Origin of the sequence: Plantibacter sp. Leaf1, assembly GCF_001421315.1 — a bacterium.
In the GTDB taxonomy this organism is placed as follows: Bacteria; Actinomycetota; Actinomycetes; order Actinomycetales; family Microbacteriaceae; genus Plantibacter.
This window is the reverse complement of sequence record NZ_LMJX01000003.1, coordinates 75,937-91,377: the sequence shown is the minus strand read 5'-3', so window position 1 is coordinate 91,377 and position 15,441 is coordinate 75,937. Positions and strand designations below refer to the sequence as shown.

The following is a 15,441-nucleotide window of genomic DNA, read 5'->3' as shown; positions in this document are numbered from 1 at the left end:
GGGCCTTCGGGCCCGGCCCGTCCGTGCGTGTTTCCGGCGGGACGGACTTCGTGCGGGTGCCGCCGGCGGCCGTGACGGTGGGGGCGCGGACGAGGTCAGCCGACGGTGTCGGCGACGGCGTTCCAGCGGAGGCGCTCGGGATCGGCGTCCCACTCCTCGAGCACGCCAGCGACGGAGGCGACCGGGAACGTGGTGATCAGGCGACCCGCGACCCCGTAGACCACGGCGGACGACGACCCCGCCACGCCGACGACCGCGAGGCGGCGTGCTCCGCCCAAGCCGGCCGCCGTCCGCACCGGCTGGTCCAGTGCCGGGAGCGCCGCAGCCGTCACCCGCGCCAGCAGCGTCGCCTCGCGAGCCCACGGGACGAACGCGTCCGCCGACAGCTGGAACGCGCCTGCGAGCGCGCCATCGAGCCAGCGCTCGCGCTTCAGACCGTAGGGGGTCGGCACCGTCGACAGCAGGTAGCCGTAGGTGTGGAGCAGTCCGGCGTTGCCGATCGGCCAGACGGCCTGAAGCCCGGCCCGCTCATGGAGCGCCTCGAACAGCCCGCGCGTGACGACCGGCGTGCCCGTGTGCTCGTCGACGACCGTGGACGCACCCCAGGCGGCGAAGCGGCGGGCGGCGGCATCCTCGTCGATCGCCGGACCGAGCCAGGAGCATTCGTCGAGCACAGCCTCCGGTTCCGCCTCGGCACGCCGCGCCAGCTCCTCGATCGTCACAGCACCACAGCCTAGGGGGCCCGGTCGTCGACGAATTCACCCGGCGTTCACGTTGCGTGGTGATTGCGTCCACACTCATTGGCCATCATGGACGCTGCGTCCGCAGGTGCGGCCGCACGAACGACACGCTCAGAAGGAGCGCCTGTGCCCCCCACCATCCTCTTCGACTTCGACGGGACCCTCGCCCTCGGCGACGGACCGATCACGGCCTTCGCCCGTGCCATCGCGAAGCGCACCGCGGACGCCTCGTTCGCCGCCCGCGCCGAAGCGGCCCTCGCCGCGTTCGCAGCCGGCACGGCCGACGCCCGGGACGGCTACGACGCCGTCACCCGGATCGCCCGCGACCAGGGCGTCGACGCCGCCGTCATCGGAGCCGCCTACGACGACTCCCGCGCACTCCTCGGCTCCGACGAAGCAGCGGTCGTCTCCCCCGACGGCCTGGCGGAGTTCCTCGACACGCTCAGCGGCCATGCCCGCCTCGTCCTGGCCACCAACGCGCCCGGCGACGGCATCACGGAACTCCTCGACACCTGGGGCGTCACCGAGCGGTTCGACGCCGTGCACTTCGCCGTCGGGAAGCCGGCCGGACTCGTGCCGCTCATCCGCGAGGCGCTCACCACGGGCCCGCTCCTCGCCGTCGGCGACATCGTCGAGAACGACCTCGCTCCGGCCACCGAACTGGGCGCCGACACCGCGCTCGTCGGTGCGACGTTCGAACGTTCCTCGGCCGACGCGACCATGCGCGGGCCGTCGCTCGCCGACCTCTACGACCGGATCCTCGACTGGGCACGAACCGCCTCGTCCGCCCCCGCGTCCTCCTCCGGCTCCACGTCTCCCTCTTCCACCCTGCAGTCCTGATCACCCTCCATCTCCGAAAGGCACCCTGAACATGCGCAAGATCCTGCTCGTCTCCGGCGTCGCGGCCATCACCGCCCTCGCCCTCGCCGGCTGCAGCCCCGCCGCCTCCACCCCCTCCGCCACGGGCACCGCCGCCTGGCCGGACTCGATCACCATCTCCCTCGTCCCCTCCGTCGAGGGCGAAGACCTCGCCGAGGCGCTCGACCCGCTCACCTCCTACCTGTCGGAGAACCTCGGCATCGAGGTGAACGGGGTCGTCGCGACCGACTACGCCGCCACCGTCGAGGCCCTCGGCAGCGACCAGGCGCAGGTCATCATCACCGACGCCGGCTCCCTCTACAACGCGACCGAACGGTACGACGCGAACCTCGTCCTCCGCGACGTCCGGTTCGGGGCGACCTCGTACGCGTCCGTCGCGTACACGAACAACCCCGACAAGTACTGCGACGACGCACCCGTCATGGTCACCTACGCGGCGAGCGACACCCCGCTCTCCTACTGCAACGGGATCGAACCCGGTGCCGATGCCGCGACCGGCTCCGGACCGGCGGCGTTGAAGTCCCTCGACAAGATCTCGAAGGGCACCAAGGTCGCCCTGCAGGCCGCGACCTCCCCCGCGGGTTACCAGTACCCCGTCGTCGCCATGCGCGACGCCGGCATCGACACGGACGCCGACATCACCCAGGTGCCGGTCGAGGGCAACAACAACGCGGTCCTCTCCGTCTACAACGGTGACGCCGAGGTCTCCTTCGGCTACTGGGACGCCCGCACGACCGTCCTCAAGGAGGCGCCCGACGTCGCCGACAAGGTCGTCGCCTTCGCGTACACCGAGATGATCCCGAACGGCGGCGTCGCGGTCTCCAAGTCGCTCCCCAAGGACCTCACCGAGCAGCTCACCAAGCTCATGGCGGGCTACGCGGACTCCTCCGACGAGGCGAAGCAGGTCATGTTCGACCTCGTCGGCCTCTCCGGCTGGACCGACAAGACCGCACCGGACGAGATCACCCGCTACGGCGAGATCCTCGACCAGTTCTCGAACTGACCGACTCAGTCCCGCTCCCCCACCCCACCCGTCACCCCCCTCCAGGAATCCGGTGCATGAACACTGATCAGCATCGCGCGGAGGCCCGAGCCCAGCTCGCGGCCTCCGCGTCGTGGTCCATCCGTCTCGACGACGTCTCGGTCACCTACCCGAACGGCACGAGGGCGCTCCGCAACGTCTCCCTCGACATCGCAGCCGGCGAGATGGTCTCCGTCGTCGGCTTGTCCGGCTCCGGCAAGTCGACGCTCATCCGCACGATCAACGGCCTCGTGCCCGCGACGAGCGGGACCGTGACCGTCGGCCCGCACCTCGTCACCGGCCTGCGCGGCCGCCGGCTCCGCAGCCTCCGTGGGCACATCGGCATGATCTTCCAGGGCTTCAACCTGGCCGACCGCGCCAGCGTGTACCGCAACGTGCTCGTCGGCCGGTTCGCCAGCACCCCCACCTATCGCACGCTCCTCGGGCTCACGACGGCGACCGACCGGGAGCTCGCCCTGCGCTCACTCCAGTCGGTCGGCATGCTCGACAAGGTCTGGACCCGCGCGGCACAGCTCTCCGGCGGACAGCAGCAGCGCGTCGCGATCGCCCGCGCCCTCACCCAGCAGCCGAGCGTCATGCTCGCCGACGAACCGGTCGCGAGCCTCGACCCGCCGACCGCGCACACGGTGATGAACGACCTCCGCCGCGTGAACACGGAGACGGGCCTCACGGTGCTCGTCAACATCCACCTCATGGACCTGGCCCGCACCTACACGACCCGCATGATCGGACTGCGTGACGGCGAACTCGTCTACGACGGGTCCGCTGCCGACGCGACCGAAGCGGACTTCGAGCGCATCTACGGCCGTCCCATCCAGCCCGACGATCGGCTCGACCGGTGACCGCCACCGGCACCGGCACCGGCACCGGCACCGACTGGAAGCTGCCGCCGAAACCGACGGCGAGGCTCCGCACCGCCCTGATCCTCGGAGCCGTCGCCGCGTTCACGATCGCGACCTGCCTCCCCGCGATCGGTGGGGTGCAGCTCGACTTCGGCGCGCTCATCAGCCACTGGGACAATGGCTCGGGCCTGCTCCTCCAGCTCTTCCAACCTGATCTCGCGTTCCTGCCGCGGACCGTCCAGCCGATGCTCGAGACCCTCCAGATGGCGCTCGTCGGAGCGGTGGCGGCAGCACTTCTGTCCGTGCCGCTGACGCTGTGGGCGGCCGCACCCACGAACCCGAACGCCGTCTCGCGTCGTGTGCTGCGCGCCGTCGTCAACGTCGTCCGCGCCGTGCCCGACCTCGTGTACGCCACGATCCTCGTCGCGATGGTCGGCGTCGGTGCGCTGCCCGGCCTCCTGACCCTGTTCCTGTTCGACATCGGGATCATCGTGAAGCTCGTCTCCGAGGCGATCGACTCCGCCGACCACCCCTACCTCGAGGCCGGGCGGGCGGCGGGCGGCACGCAGACCCAGATCAACCGCGCCACCGTCCTCCCGCAGGTGTTGCCGCTGTTCGCGAACCAGTGGCTGTACACGCTCGAACTCAACGTCCGCATCTCGGCCATCCTCGGCATCGTCGGTGCAGGCGGCATCGGGCGCCTCCTCGACGAGCGCCGGGCCTTCTACGCCTACGACGACGTGTCGATCATCGTGCTCGAGATCCTCGTGGTCGTCGTTCTCATCGAGATCGCGTCGAACGTGCTGCGGAGGCGACTCGTATGAGCACCATCGACCTGCGGCCCGAGCTGCCGCGTCACCCGTCCCGCCTCCTGCCGACCCTCGCCGCCGTCGCGGTCGCGATCGTCGTGGTCGCAGCCACCGTCGGCCTCCCCATCGACTGGAGCGATCTCGGCGCGGTCCCGGCGCAGCTGGTGCACTTCGGCGGGCTCATGTTCGAGAGCCCGAACTGGGAGAAACTGTCTCGCGCCCTCACCGAGATGTGGCGGTCGATCTCGATGGCCTGGATCGGCGCGATCCTCTGCGTGCTCATCTCGATCCCGCTCGGCATGCTCGCCGCTCGGTCCGTCGGGCCGGCCTGGCTGCGGCTCCCGCTACGCGGCGTGTTCGCCGTCGTCCGGGCCGTACCCGAGGTGATCATCGCGCTCATCCTGCTCACCATCACCGGGCTCACCCCGTTCACCGGGGCGCTCGCGCTCGGCATCGCCGGCATCGGCACCCAGGGCAAGTGGGTGTACGAGACGATCGAATCCGTGCAGGAGGGGGCGTCGGAGGCCGTCCGCGCCGCGGGCGGTGGCACGGCCGAGGTGACCCGCTGGGCACTGTGGCCCGCCGCAGCCCCTGCCCTGCTCTCGCTCGCGCTCTACCGCTTCGAGATCAACCTCCGTACCTCGGCGGTCCTCGGGCTCGTCGGAGCCGGCGGGATCGGCAGCATGTTGGCCAACTACACCAACTATCGGCAGTGGGATACAGTCGGGATGCTGTTGATCGTGGTGGTCGTGGCCACCATGACGATGGACGCGATCTCGGGGGCGATCCGCCGCCGGATCACGCAGGGGCCGGGCGTCCGGACCACGCGCACCACCCGCACCACCCTTCCCGCCCGCACGACGAGGAGCCGCAATGTGGACAGGGTCGGCTGACGCCCCACCGACGGCGCGCATCGCGATGCTCGCGCCGTCGCTGCAACCGAGCGAACGACGCGTGGCCGAGACGGTCGCCCTCGACATCGAGGCGAGCATCGAACGCACCGCGCAGGAGGTCGCCGACCTCGCCGGGGTCGGGCGGGCGACGGTCATCCGGACGGCGCAGTCGCTCGGCTACGAGGGCTACCCGCAACTCCGGGTCGCCCTCACCCGCGAGGTCGCCCTCGGCACGCCGGCCGCGCGGAACGACGGCGACGACACCATGCTCGGCTCGCTGCGCGGTGCCATCGACCGGTTCGCCGGTCGGCTCGGGCAGACGACGTCGGCCATGACGGAGGAGACGCTCGAGCGCTTCGTCCAGGTGCTCGACGAGGCCCCGCGGCTGCTGATCGCCGCGAACGGCCTCTCCTCACCCCTCGGCTCGGACCTCGCGATGCGTCTCATGTCGGCCGGGCGCCCCGCCGAGTACCTGCCGGACACCATCGGTCAGCGGATCGCGGCGACCCACCTGGGGCCGGGTTCGGCATGCCTCGTCCTCTCCGGCTCGGGGGCCAGCCGCGCGTCCGTCGAGGTGGCCGCCGCCGCCCGAGCCAGCGGTGCCACGGTGCTCGCGATCACCTCGTTCCCCCGATCCGCGGTCGCCGAGCTCGCCGAGGTGGCGCTCATCGTCGCCCCCATCGACGCCACCTTCCGGGACGAACTCGTGCACACCTCGCGGGCCGCCATCATGCTCGTCACCGAGTCGGTCGTCGGCCTGCTCGTCGCCCGCCGCGGTGAGCGCGCACAACGCGCCCAGTCGGCGACGCTCGCCGTCATCAGCGATTCGCTCTCGGACGACGCCTCGGGGTGATCCCGGGCCGGGGTCCCGATCGGCGAGAATGTTCCCCATGCCCCAACACCGACTGCGTCGTCAGCTCTTCACCGCCGCGATCGCCGTCACCGCCCTCGTCCTCACCGGCTGCACCGGCCCCTCGGCAGCGCCGACCCCCGACGCCGACGCCACCCTCCGGGTCGGGCTCGTGCTCGAACCGTCCGACCTCGACATCCGGACGACCTCCGGTGCCGCGCTCGAGCAGATCCTCATCGACAACGTCTACCAGGGACTCGTCTCCCGCACCGAGGACGACCGCATCGTCGACACGCTCGCGTCGAGCCACGAGATCAGCGCCGACGGCCTCACCTACACCTTCGTCCTGCGCGACGGCGTCACCTTCCACGACGGCGCACCGCTCACCGCGGCGGACGTCGTCGACTCGCTCACCCAGGTGCAGCAGGACGCCTCGTTCGTCGACCACCTCGCACTGGAGCAGGTCGAGAGCATCACCGCGGTCGACGACGGCACGGTCCGGTTGCAGCTCGGCTCCCCCGACACCAACCTGCTGTGGGCGCTCACCGGCCGCGCGGGCCTCGTCTTGCACCAGGGCGCCACGAACGACCGCTCCACGACCGCCGTCGGCACCGGGCCGTTCACGCTGCAGAGCTGGAAGCAGGGTGACAGCATCACCTTCGAGCGCAACGACGCGTACTGGGGAGACGCGCCGCAGGTCAAGGAGGTCGTCTTCAGCTACATCCCCGACGCCGCCTCCGCCGTGAACGCGACCCTCGCGGGCGAGCTCGACGCGCAGATCGGCCTCGACGCCAACCTGCGCGACCAGGTCGCGCGGGCCGAGGGCTTCACCGTCACCGAGGGCAAGACGACCGACAAGTACACCCTCGCCTTCAACAACCGGCGCGCGCCGCTCGACGACCCGCGCGTCCGTGAGGCGCTTCGCACGGCGATCGACCACGCCGCGATCGTCGAGGCCGTCGGTGGCGCCGCCGTCGAACAGTACGGTCCCATCCCCGAGCTCGACCCGGGCTACGAGGACCTCACCGGGGTGGTCACCTACGACCCCGATCGGGCGAAAGCGCTCCTCGCCGAAGCCGGTCAGGAGGACCTCGCCCTCACCCTCGTCATCCCGAACCACTACGGGACCGCCGCGTCCAAGGTGCTGGTCTCCCAGTTCGCGGCCGTCGGCGTCACCCTCACCGTCGACAGCGTCGAGTTCCCCACCTGGTTGAACGACGTGTACACGAACCACGACTACGACCTCAGCTTCGTCAACCACGTCGAGGCCCGCGACTTCCAGAACTGGGCGAACCCGGATTACTACTACGGCTACGACAACCCGCAGGTGCAGGCCCTGGCCGCCGAGGCGAGGACCGCGACCGACCCCGCGACGGCGGACGCGAAGCTGCGGGAGGCCGCCGCCCTGGTGTCGAACGACCACGCCGCCGACTGGCTCTACACCGCGATCACCCTCACCGTGGTGCGCGACGGGGTGACCGGCTTCCCCACGGACTTCGTGAGCGAGCACCTCGACCTGTCGGACGTCGCGGTCGCCGACTGATCCAGGAGCCTCGCGCGCAGCTCGTCCTGCCGCCGGACCCGATTACCGGGGTGTGAGCGGGGTGATCGACCGGCTGGCCGGGACGGTCTCGCCGTTCTTACTGCCGCCGATCACCTTGCCCTCGTTGCGGTTGTAGACGAGGTCGTACTCCGTGACCTCGTCGGAGAGCCAGGCGCCGATCCACCCTGTCTGGGTCTTGCCGGCCGGAACCGCCTGCAGCGGGGTGTAGCCGGCCGCGGACATCGCCGTCACGAGTTCCTTCGGGTTGCCCATGCCGAGGGTGATGTAGTCGAGGTTGCCGTTCCGACGGGTGATGGAGGCCACCGAGGGGTGGACGCTCCCGCCGTAGACGTCTCCCGCCTCGAGCTTCACCTTGATGAGCACCGGGTGGTTGCCGGCTGTGGAGCCTGCCGGCGCCGGGAAGTCGGTGACGATCGCCAGCGGGGTCACCTTCGTCCCGTCGATGTCGTCGGACAGGGTGGTCTCCACGACCGGCGTGCTCGGCGGTTCGGACACGGTCGGGGTGGAAGACGCCGTCGGTGAACCTGCACCGGCACCACCCGGCGAGGACGCGCATCCGCCGAGGGCGAGTGCGGAGAGCACGACGATGACGGGGAGGAACCGGGTTCGGGCGGAGTGCGAGCGCATCGAACCATCCTGTCATCCGACGCACCGAACCCGCCAGCTTCGCGGCTACCCGCGCTGCGCACCACGGGTCGCCGAGGAGACCAGGTCGTCCTTCGGCAGCGCCGTCCCGTCGGCCAGCGCCTGCGCCCAGGCCTCCGTCGTCACGACCGCGGCGAAGTTCGAGTCGAGGATGGCCATGAGCGTCGTGTGGACGGTCTCGGCGGTCGCCGACCCGGCCGCGTTCTCGATCGCGATCGCGCCGGTCGCGTCGGACAGCACTTCGACGGCGATGCCGAGCTCCTCGGCAGCCGCCGCGGACGCGATGATGCAGTTGTTCGTCATGTAGCCGACCAGGGTCACCGTGTCCGCACCCTGCTCGCGGAGCCAGGCCTCGAGGTCCGTCCCGGCGAAGACCGAGCCGTACTGCTTCACGACGGACTTCCACGACGGCTGCACGCGACGCGCGACCTCGGGGTGCAGCTCGAAGGCGGCGGTGTCCGGGTCGAACACGGGAGCGCCCGCTCCGGAGGTGTGCTGGACGACGGCGACGGGGAGGCCGGCGTCCGTCGCGGCGTCGATGGCCGCGCCGATCCGTTCGACTGACTGATCGCGCGGCGGGTACTGGATCGCGAGCGGCCCTGCGAAGTACTCCTGCTGGACGTCGACCAGGACCAGGGCGCGGCGGGTGGTGTTCACGGGTGTCTCCTCTGTTCGGTGCTGGCGTCGGGACGACGACCGGTCCATCGTCCCCTGGGCCCGACGGCGACACCATTGGCACGAATGCACAATACTGATGAGATCAGGCCAGATCGGAGCCGACCATGCGCATCGCCATCCACGCCTTCGACGACGTCACCATGTTCCACCTGTCCGTGCCGCAACTGGTGTTCGACGAGGTCCGCCATCAGGGCCTCGCCGACTGGGAGTCGTTCCTCGTCGCCGACCACGCGGGGTCGATCCGCACCGCCGAGGGGTACACGATCGCCGACGTCCGGGGACTGGCGGCGATGACCGACGCGGACATCGTCGTGCTCCCGTCATGGACGGACGACGGGAGTGCGGTGTCACCGGAGCTCCGGGCAGCCGTCCTCGACGCCCACGGACGCGGCGCCACGATCGTCGGGCTCTGCCTCGGAGCGATCGCCGTCGCCGACACCGGACTCCTCGACGGCCGGACGGCGGCGACCCACTGGCACGCAGCGGGGCACCTGGCGGAGCGGCACCCGGCGGTGACCGTGGACGCGACCGCCCTCTACGTCGATCACGGCGACGTCCTCACCTCGGCCGGCACCGCCTCCGGTCTCGACGCCTGCCTGCACCTCGTCCGCACCCGGCTCGGCGCCGAAGCGGCGAACCGCGTCGCCCGGAGCCTCGTCGTCGCCCCGCACCGCGAGGGCGGCCAGGCACAGTTCATCGAGCGACCGGTGCCGCAGGCGGAGACGCAGGATCCGATCGCGGTGGCGACGGCCTGGGCGTCCGCCCACCTCGATGAACCGCTCACCGTGGATCGCCTGGCCGCCGAGGCGCACCTCAGCCGGCGGTCCTTCGTGCGCGCCTTCCGGTCGGCGATCGGCACGACCCCGGCCGCGTGGGTCCGCGCGCGTCGCCTCGACGAGGCCAGACGGCTCCTGGAGACCACCGACCTCCCGGTCGACCAGGTCGCCGTGGCCTGCGGATTCACCCCGGTCACGTTCCGCCAGAACTTCGTCACGGCGTTCGACAGCACGCCGTCGCGGTATCGGCGTCGGTTCGACGCGCGCCACCGATAGTCTCGGCGGATGGGGATCAGGGGCGTAGGAAGACGGTCGTTCGGCATTGGGGCGGGGATCGCGGTGGTGGTCGTGTTGACGGCTTCGTCGTGCGCCTCGACGGCGACACCGAACACGCCACCGACGTCCGAGGCTCCGAGCACCTCGGCGTCCACCGGGCTCCTGGGGTGCGACGACTTCGCGACGCTCGACACCGTCGCCGCCGTCCTCGCCGCCGAACCGGCCGACGTCGTCGAAGCGGTCCAACCGACCGACGCCGTGGACCGGGCCGTCCTCACCGCGGCCGGCGGGCTCGCCTGCTCGTGGCGGGTGGGCACTGCTCAGCAGTCGATCGGCGATGGGGCCGGCGACTGGGCCTACCTCTCGATCGAGATCCTGCCGGACGCCGCCGACGACTGGGCCCCGCCCTACGCCGGCGACACCCCCTCGGAGGATACGAGGACGATCGCGGGCGTCGAGGCGACCACCGCGTCGGGCGAGACCGGCTGGCGGGTGTCCGCGCCCGTCGGCACCGCCTGGGTCGAGCTGTCCATCACCGCCGCGGGACTCACCAGCACCGGAAGCCGCTTCGACGACGCGCCCGCGGGCGAGGTCCTCGACAACCTCGCCGACGCCGCCGAGGCGACCTTCACGACGGTGGAGCCCGCCTCGAAGGCCCAGCTCGCCTGGCCCGCGCTCGCGCCGCGCGAGGGCGACGCCACCTGTGACGGTGGGCTCGACGAGGCCGGCATCGCGGCGGCGCTCCAATACGGCGCCACCCCCACGACCTACACCGTCATCGATCCACGCACCCAGCCGATCGTCGACCTGGAGGATGCGGCGAGCGCCCGCGTCGGCGCATTCAGCTGCGAACTCTTCGCGGAGGGCTTCGGGTACACCGACATCCTCGTGGTCCGAGGCGGCGCCACGATCATCGACGGGCTGGCAGCGCAGCCCGACATCGCGGCGGCACTCGAGCCCATCACCCTCGAGGGTGCGGTCGACGGTGAATCAGCCCTCGTCGCGCGTCGCAGCGACGGCCCGCGCTCCCCGCTCTCCTTCACCGTCGGTGAGACGTTCTACACCGTCAGCTCCGGCGACGGCGCGCAGACGGTCGCCGAGGCGATCATCGCGCAGACGAGGTGACGGCACCCATCCGCTGAACGCGCTCCCCAGGTGTCCGCGGTCCAGAACCCTCGGACGGGATCGCGCCCCAGCGCCGTGATGCTGCGCATCGCCCTGTAGATTTCGATGCACACCATCGACTCCGGAAAGCAGGCGCCGTGCCACTCCTGGAACACGAGGCGTCCCGGCCGGGCCGGCTCCGGGTCTTTCTCCGCGCTCAGCTGCCGTTCGCCGTCGCGACCGCTGTCGTCGGCGTCGCGATCGCCCTCGCACTGCCGCAGCACGTCACCGCTCCACTGTTCCTCGGCGGCCTGTCGGTGGCGGCGCTCAGCACGCTGCTGTCGGTGCTCGTGCCCTGGGAGCGGTGGTCGAGCAACACGATGGCGTGGATCGCCCTGCTCGACCTCGTCGCCGTGGCGTTCCTCCGCACCGAGCTGGTCCACGTCGTGCCGGCGGTCAGCTTCCTCTGCGTCTTCCCGATCCTCTGGCTGGCCTACGGCTTCACCCAGCGGATGATGGTGGTCGCCGTCGCCGGTGCACTGCTCATCGCCGCGTTCCCCTTCATCGTCGAAGCCCGCGTCCCGACCACCCCGCTCGACTGGCTGAGCCTGCTCCTCCTGCCGTTCCTCACCATCGGGATCGCCATCGCGGTGAACATCGGCGCCCGGCAACTCCGGCGCACGCAACGCGCCGTGCGTCAACATGCCGCCGAGGTGGAGGAGTCGCTCGCCCGCGCGCTCGATGCCGAGACGTTGGCGGACGCCATCCTCAACACCGTCGAGGCGGGCGTCGCCTTCTACACCCCCGACGGCCAGCTCAGACTGTCGAACCAGCGAGCGGCCGACATGGTCGCCGCCGTCGGCTTCCGGCTCGACACGCCTCCGTACGCCGGCACGCACGTCCTCGCAGCCGACCGGAAGACGACGATCCCTCTCGAGGAGCAGATCATCCCGCGAGCCCTTCGCGGCGAGGAGATCGCCGGACATATGGAGTGGTTGGGTCCGGTCGGTGAGCAGCACGCGATCCTCGCGACCTCGAGCCGCGTCGTCCGTCCCGACGGTGAACTCCTCGGGACGGTCGTGGTCGCGCACGACGTCACCGAGCTCGCGAACGCCGTCAGCGTCCGCGAGGAGTTCCTCACCACCGTCTCGCACGAGCTGCGCACACCGTTGACGTCCATCCACGGGTACCTCGAACTCGTCACCGACGACGCCGAGGTCGACGCTCCGCAGTTGCTGCCCGCGCTCGCCGTCATCCGGAGGAACGCCGAGGCGCTGGAGCGGCGGGTCCAAGAGTTGCTGACGGCCTCGGACAGCACCGTGGTGCTGCAGCGGAGCGACGTCGACCTCGCGGTCGTCGCCGCGGAAGCCGTCGCCGCTGCGGAGACCACGGCTCCGGACGCGACCATCACGCTGTCCACGGCAGGACCGATCATCGCCGCCGTGGATGCCGTCCAGGTCCGCCGTGCGGTCGCCGAGCTCGTCGTCAACGCCGCGAAGTTCTCACCCGACGGCCGGATCCAGGTGACGCTCACCCAGGCGGAGCAGGCCGTGCAGCTCCGCGTCACCGATGACGGCGTGGGGATGACCGCGGACGAACTCCGTCAGGCCTTCGACAAGTTCTACCGCACGCCGTATGCGAACGAGCGCGCCGTCCAGGGGGTCGGGCTCGGCCTGCACGCCGCGCGGTCGATCGCCAAAGCGCACGGCGGATCACTCGTCCTCGCCAGCACGCCCGGCGTCGGCACCGAGGCGACGTTGACGATCCCCGCCGCCGGTCCTGCGGCCGTTTGACCGGCCGGGGACCACTCAGCTCCGGCGCTCCGACTCCCGGCTCCGGTCGGAGCCGCCGACGGCTTCCGGCAGGGCGTCGGTCAGGACGATGACGAGGTCCTGGGCCTTCCAATCGAGGGCGATGCACCCCTCACGCGCCTCGGTGAGCTGACGGAGCGTCGGCGTCCGCCCCTTCCGCGGGACGACGAACGACTCGATGTGCAACACGTGTCCCTGGTCGCGGACTCTCGAACCGACCTGCTCGGCCCACGGCAGGCTCCGGAGGTACTCGTCGACCTGGCCGGTGACCGGGTGGGGCTTGGCGTCGTCGAAGGTGGTCGCCCTCGTGTCCATGAGGTCCGTGATCGCCGCGCGCAGGTTCTTCACCCCGTCCCAGAGGATGCTGGCCGCGATGAACAGGGCTGCGGCGGAGTCCGCCCACCAGAACCCGAGGCCGATCCCGGCGACGCCGACGATCGATCCGACGGCGGTCATCCAGTCCGCCTTGTTCATGTCCGCGTCGGCGTACAGCACCTTGTCGTGGAGCTGGCGCGCCAGGCGCATCTTGATCCGACCGAAGACGATCGGTAACGGGATCGTGAGCGCCATCGCGCCCATCATGAGCCAACCGAGCCAGACCGGTTCGCCGAACAGGACGACGGCGCCGATGGGCGGGTGCTCCGCCGTGATGAGGCCCGACACGGAGTCCACGGTCAGAAAGGCTCCCATGGCGAAGAGCGCGACACCGGCGACCAGATGGGCGACGCCGACGGCCCGGTGGAAGCCGTACGGGTACTTCGCCGTCGGCGGGCGGCGGATGATCCGCACGGCGACGAGGAACGCGATCGGCGGAGCCAGGGAGAGCAGGTCCTCGATCCACGCGGCCTTCATCGCCTGCGAACTGCCCATGACCAGGAAGACGATGGTGATCGCGACGGCCAGGAATGCGAGGCTCGCCCACTCGATCCTGATCGCGGCGCGCAGTGCACGTTCCTCCGCCTCCGGCAGCTCGGCGTGACCGAACCGGGCGGTCACGAGCGTCCCGCCTCGTCGAGGAATCGTTCCAGGGCCACCTGGAACCCGTTCTCCCCCAGGCGGACGATCATCACGTGCCGCTCCACCCCGTCGACGCCCTCGACCTCGCGGTACGGGCGGGTGATGGCTCCGAGGTCCACCCATGGGGTGTCGTCGCGGAACCCGCCGAGCACGACGTCGAGCTCGCCCCGATCGAGCGCCTCGAGCAGCGCGGTCTCGCTGCCGTCGGTCCATTCGATCTCCGCGCCGAGTCCGTCGGCGAACCGCGCGATGAGGGCCGGCTCGGTGCCTGCGGGATCACCCGAGCCGTCCAGTTCCACCCACGGCCGGTTCTCGGTCACGCCGACCCGCATGACCCCGTCGGTCACCCGGTCGAGGGTGCCCTCGGGGTCCTTCGGCACCTGCAGGCCGCATCCGGTCAGGAGCAGGATCGCCGACACGACGGCGATGGATTTCAGGCGGGCGTTCCTCATGCGGCAGACGATAGCGAGGTTCGGTGCCGCCCGCACCGGCCTCCACGCGGCGCGCAGGAGGTGTATAGGGCCGACCCGCGACGACGACCAGGGGCACCCCGCTCGGGCGGGACACCCCTGGCACCGCTCGCCTCGATTACGCCTTGATGAACGCGAGGAGGTCCGGGTTGATGACGTCGGCGTGCGTCGTGAGCATGCCGTGCGGGAAGCCCTCGTAGATCTTCAGGGTGGAGTCGCTCAGGAGTTCGTGCTGCTTGAGCGCCGCATCCTTGTAGGGGACGACCTGGTCGTCGTCGCCCTGCGTCACGAGCACCGGCACCGTGATGGCCTTGAGGTCCTCGGTCTGGTCCGTCTCCGAGAACGCCTTGATGCCCTCGTAGTGCGCGAGGGCGCTGCCGGTCATCCCCTGGCGCCACCAGTTGGCGACGACGGGCTCCGACAGCTCCACACCCGGGCGGTTGAACCCGTAGAACGGACCGGAGGCGACGGCCTGGAAGAACTCGGCGCGGTTCGCAGCCAGAGCGCTGCGGAACCCGTCGAAGACCGAGATCGGCGTGCCCTCGGGGTTCGCGTCCGTCTGGACCATCAGCGGGGGCACCGAGGAGACGAGGACCGCCTTCGCGACCCGACCCTGCGGCTGCCCGTACTTCGCGACGTACCGGGCGACCTGGCCGCCACCGGTCGAGTGGCCGATGTGGATCGCGTCGTGCAGGTCGAGGTGCTCGACGACGGCCGAGACGTCGCTGGCGTAGTGGTCCATGTCGTGCCCGGTGCCGATCTGCGAGGAACGCCCGTGCCCGCGGCGGTCGCTCGCGATCACCCGATAGCCCTCGGCCAGGAAGAACAGCATCTGCGCGTCCCAGTCGTCGGACGACAGGGGCCAGCCGTGGTGGAACACGATCGGCTGGGCGTCGGTGGAGCCCCAGTCCTTGTAGTAGATTTCTGCGCCATCGTCCGTGGTCACAAACGGCATGATCAACCTCCGCGTTCGAGTCGGCCCCGAACCGCTCGGGGCGAGTGAATGAGTGATGTTCCCGCTCCCCGGTGGATGAGCAGGCGCTTC

Annotated in this window: 16 protein-coding genes; 10 read left to right on the top strand and 6 right to left on the bottom strand. The window is 70.8% G+C overall.

Going from position 1 to position 15,441, the window contains the following annotated elements; genetic code table 11:
- Positions 1 to 95 precede the first annotated feature (95 nt).
- Entirely contained in the window at positions 96 to 722 is a 627-nt protein-coding gene (locus ASE44_RS14335; protein WP_200921122.1) for an amino acid deaminase, read from the bottom strand.
- Positions 723 to 866: 144 nt separating this feature from the next.
- Between ASE44_RS14335 and ASE44_RS14330 the strand changes: the two genes are divergently transcribed.
- From ASE44_RS14330 to ASE44_RS14300, 7 genes are read left to right on the top strand one after another with little or no spacing between them, the layout of a single operon-like run.
- On the top strand, positions 867 to 1,580 hold the full coding sequence (locus ASE44_RS14330; RefSeq protein WP_056781402.1) for an HAD family hydrolase: 714 nt from the start codon (positions 867 to 869) through the stop codon (positions 1,578 to 1,580).
- 31 nt (positions 1,581 to 1,611) lie between these two features.
- Positions 1,612 to 2,622, top strand: coding sequence for a phosphate/phosphite/phosphonate ABC transporter substrate-binding protein (gene phnD / locus ASE44_RS14325; protein WP_056781399.1), 1,011 nt, complete (start codon positions 1,612 to 1,614; stop codon positions 2,620 to 2,622).
- A 56-nt stretch (positions 2,623 to 2,678) separates the two neighbouring features.
- Positions 2,679 to 3,503, top strand: coding sequence for a phosphonate ABC transporter ATP-binding protein (gene phnC / locus ASE44_RS14320; protein WP_056013186.1), 825 nt, complete (start codon positions 2,679 to 2,681; stop codon positions 3,501 to 3,503).
- Positions 3,500 to 4,327: a phosphonate ABC transporter, permease protein PhnE gene (phnE, locus tag ASE44_RS14315; RefSeq protein ID WP_235522650.1), complete on the top strand. Its 828-nt coding sequence runs from the start codon at positions 3,500 to 3,502 to the stop codon at positions 4,325 to 4,327. The genes phnC and phnE (ASE44_RS14315) overlap by 4 nt, the downstream gene beginning before the upstream one ends.
- On the top strand, positions 4,324 to 5,205 hold the full coding sequence (gene phnE, locus ASE44_RS14310; RefSeq protein ID WP_082456105.1) for a phosphonate ABC transporter, permease protein PhnE: 882 nt from the start codon (positions 4,324 to 4,326) through the stop codon (positions 5,203 to 5,205). Before phnE (ASE44_RS14315) ends, phnE (ASE44_RS14310) begins: the two co-directional genes overlap by 4 nt.
- Positions 5,186 to 6,058, top strand: coding sequence for a MurR/RpiR family transcriptional regulator (locus ASE44_RS14305; protein WP_056013189.1), 873 nt, complete (start codon positions 5,186 to 5,188; stop codon positions 6,056 to 6,058). The genes phnE (ASE44_RS14310) and ASE44_RS14305 overlap by 20 nt, the downstream gene beginning before the upstream one ends.
- 37 nt (positions 6,059 to 6,095) lie before the next feature.
- Positions 6,096 to 7,598: an ABC transporter substrate-binding protein gene (locus ASE44_RS14300; protein WP_157580007.1), complete on the top strand. Its 1,503-nt coding sequence runs from the start codon at positions 6,096 to 6,098 to the stop codon at positions 7,596 to 7,598.
- 42 nt (positions 7,599 to 7,640) lie between these two features.
- Here the strand turns inward: ASE44_RS14300 and ASE44_RS14295 are convergent, their stop codons facing one another.
- Positions 7,641 to 8,246: a hypothetical protein gene (locus ASE44_RS14295; protein WP_056781392.1), complete on the bottom strand. Its 606-nt coding sequence runs from the start codon at positions 8,244 to 8,246 to the stop codon at positions 7,641 to 7,643.
- A 45-nt stretch (positions 8,247 to 8,291) separates the two neighbouring features.
- Positions 8,292 to 8,921: an isochorismatase family protein gene (locus ASE44_RS14290; protein WP_056781390.1), complete on the bottom strand. Its 630-nt coding sequence runs from the start codon at positions 8,919 to 8,921 to the stop codon at positions 8,292 to 8,294.
- A gap of 125 nt (positions 8,922 to 9,046) precedes the next feature.
- Between ASE44_RS14290 and ASE44_RS14285 the strand changes: the two genes are divergently transcribed.
- From ASE44_RS14285 to ASE44_RS14275, 3 genes are all read left to right on the top strand, one after another.
- Positions 9,047 to 9,994: a GlxA family transcriptional regulator gene (locus ASE44_RS14285; RefSeq protein WP_056781387.1), complete on the top strand. Its 948-nt coding sequence runs from the start codon at positions 9,047 to 9,049 to the stop codon at positions 9,992 to 9,994.
- Positions 9,995 to 10,060: 66 nt separating this feature from the next.
- Complete coding sequence (locus ASE44_RS14280; protein WP_157580006.1) at positions 10,061 to 11,119, top strand: hypothetical protein; 1,059 nt, start codon at positions 10,061 to 10,063, stop codon at positions 11,117 to 11,119.
- Between the two features lie 137 nt (positions 11,120 to 11,256).
- Positions 11,257 to 12,891, top strand: coding sequence for a cell wall metabolism sensor histidine kinase WalK (locus ASE44_RS14275; protein ID WP_082456104.1), 1,635 nt, complete (start codon positions 11,257 to 11,259; stop codon positions 12,889 to 12,891).
- 15 nt (positions 12,892 to 12,906) lie between these two features.
- Here the strand turns inward: ASE44_RS14275 and ASE44_RS14270 are convergent, their stop codons facing one another.
- The 3 genes from ASE44_RS14270 to ASE44_RS14260 form a co-directional block, all read right to left on the bottom strand.
- The gene (locus ASE44_RS14270) at positions 12,907 to 13,905 is read right to left on the bottom strand and encodes a cation diffusion facilitator family transporter (protein ID WP_056781381.1); all 999 of its coding nucleotides are present in this window, start codon (positions 13,903 to 13,905) and stop codon (positions 12,907 to 12,909) included.
- Complete coding sequence (locus ASE44_RS14265) at positions 13,902 to 14,378, bottom strand: transporter substrate-binding domain-containing protein (protein WP_056781969.1); 477 nt, start codon at positions 14,376 to 14,378, stop codon at positions 13,902 to 13,904. Before ASE44_RS14265 ends, ASE44_RS14270 begins: the two co-directional genes overlap by 4 nt.
- A gap of 136 nt (positions 14,379 to 14,514) precedes the next feature.
- On the bottom strand, positions 14,515 to 15,351 hold the full coding sequence (locus ASE44_RS14260; protein ID WP_056013206.1) for an alpha/beta fold hydrolase: 837 nt from the start codon (positions 15,349 to 15,351) through the stop codon (positions 14,515 to 14,517).
- Positions 15,352 to 15,441 lie beyond the last annotated feature (90 nt).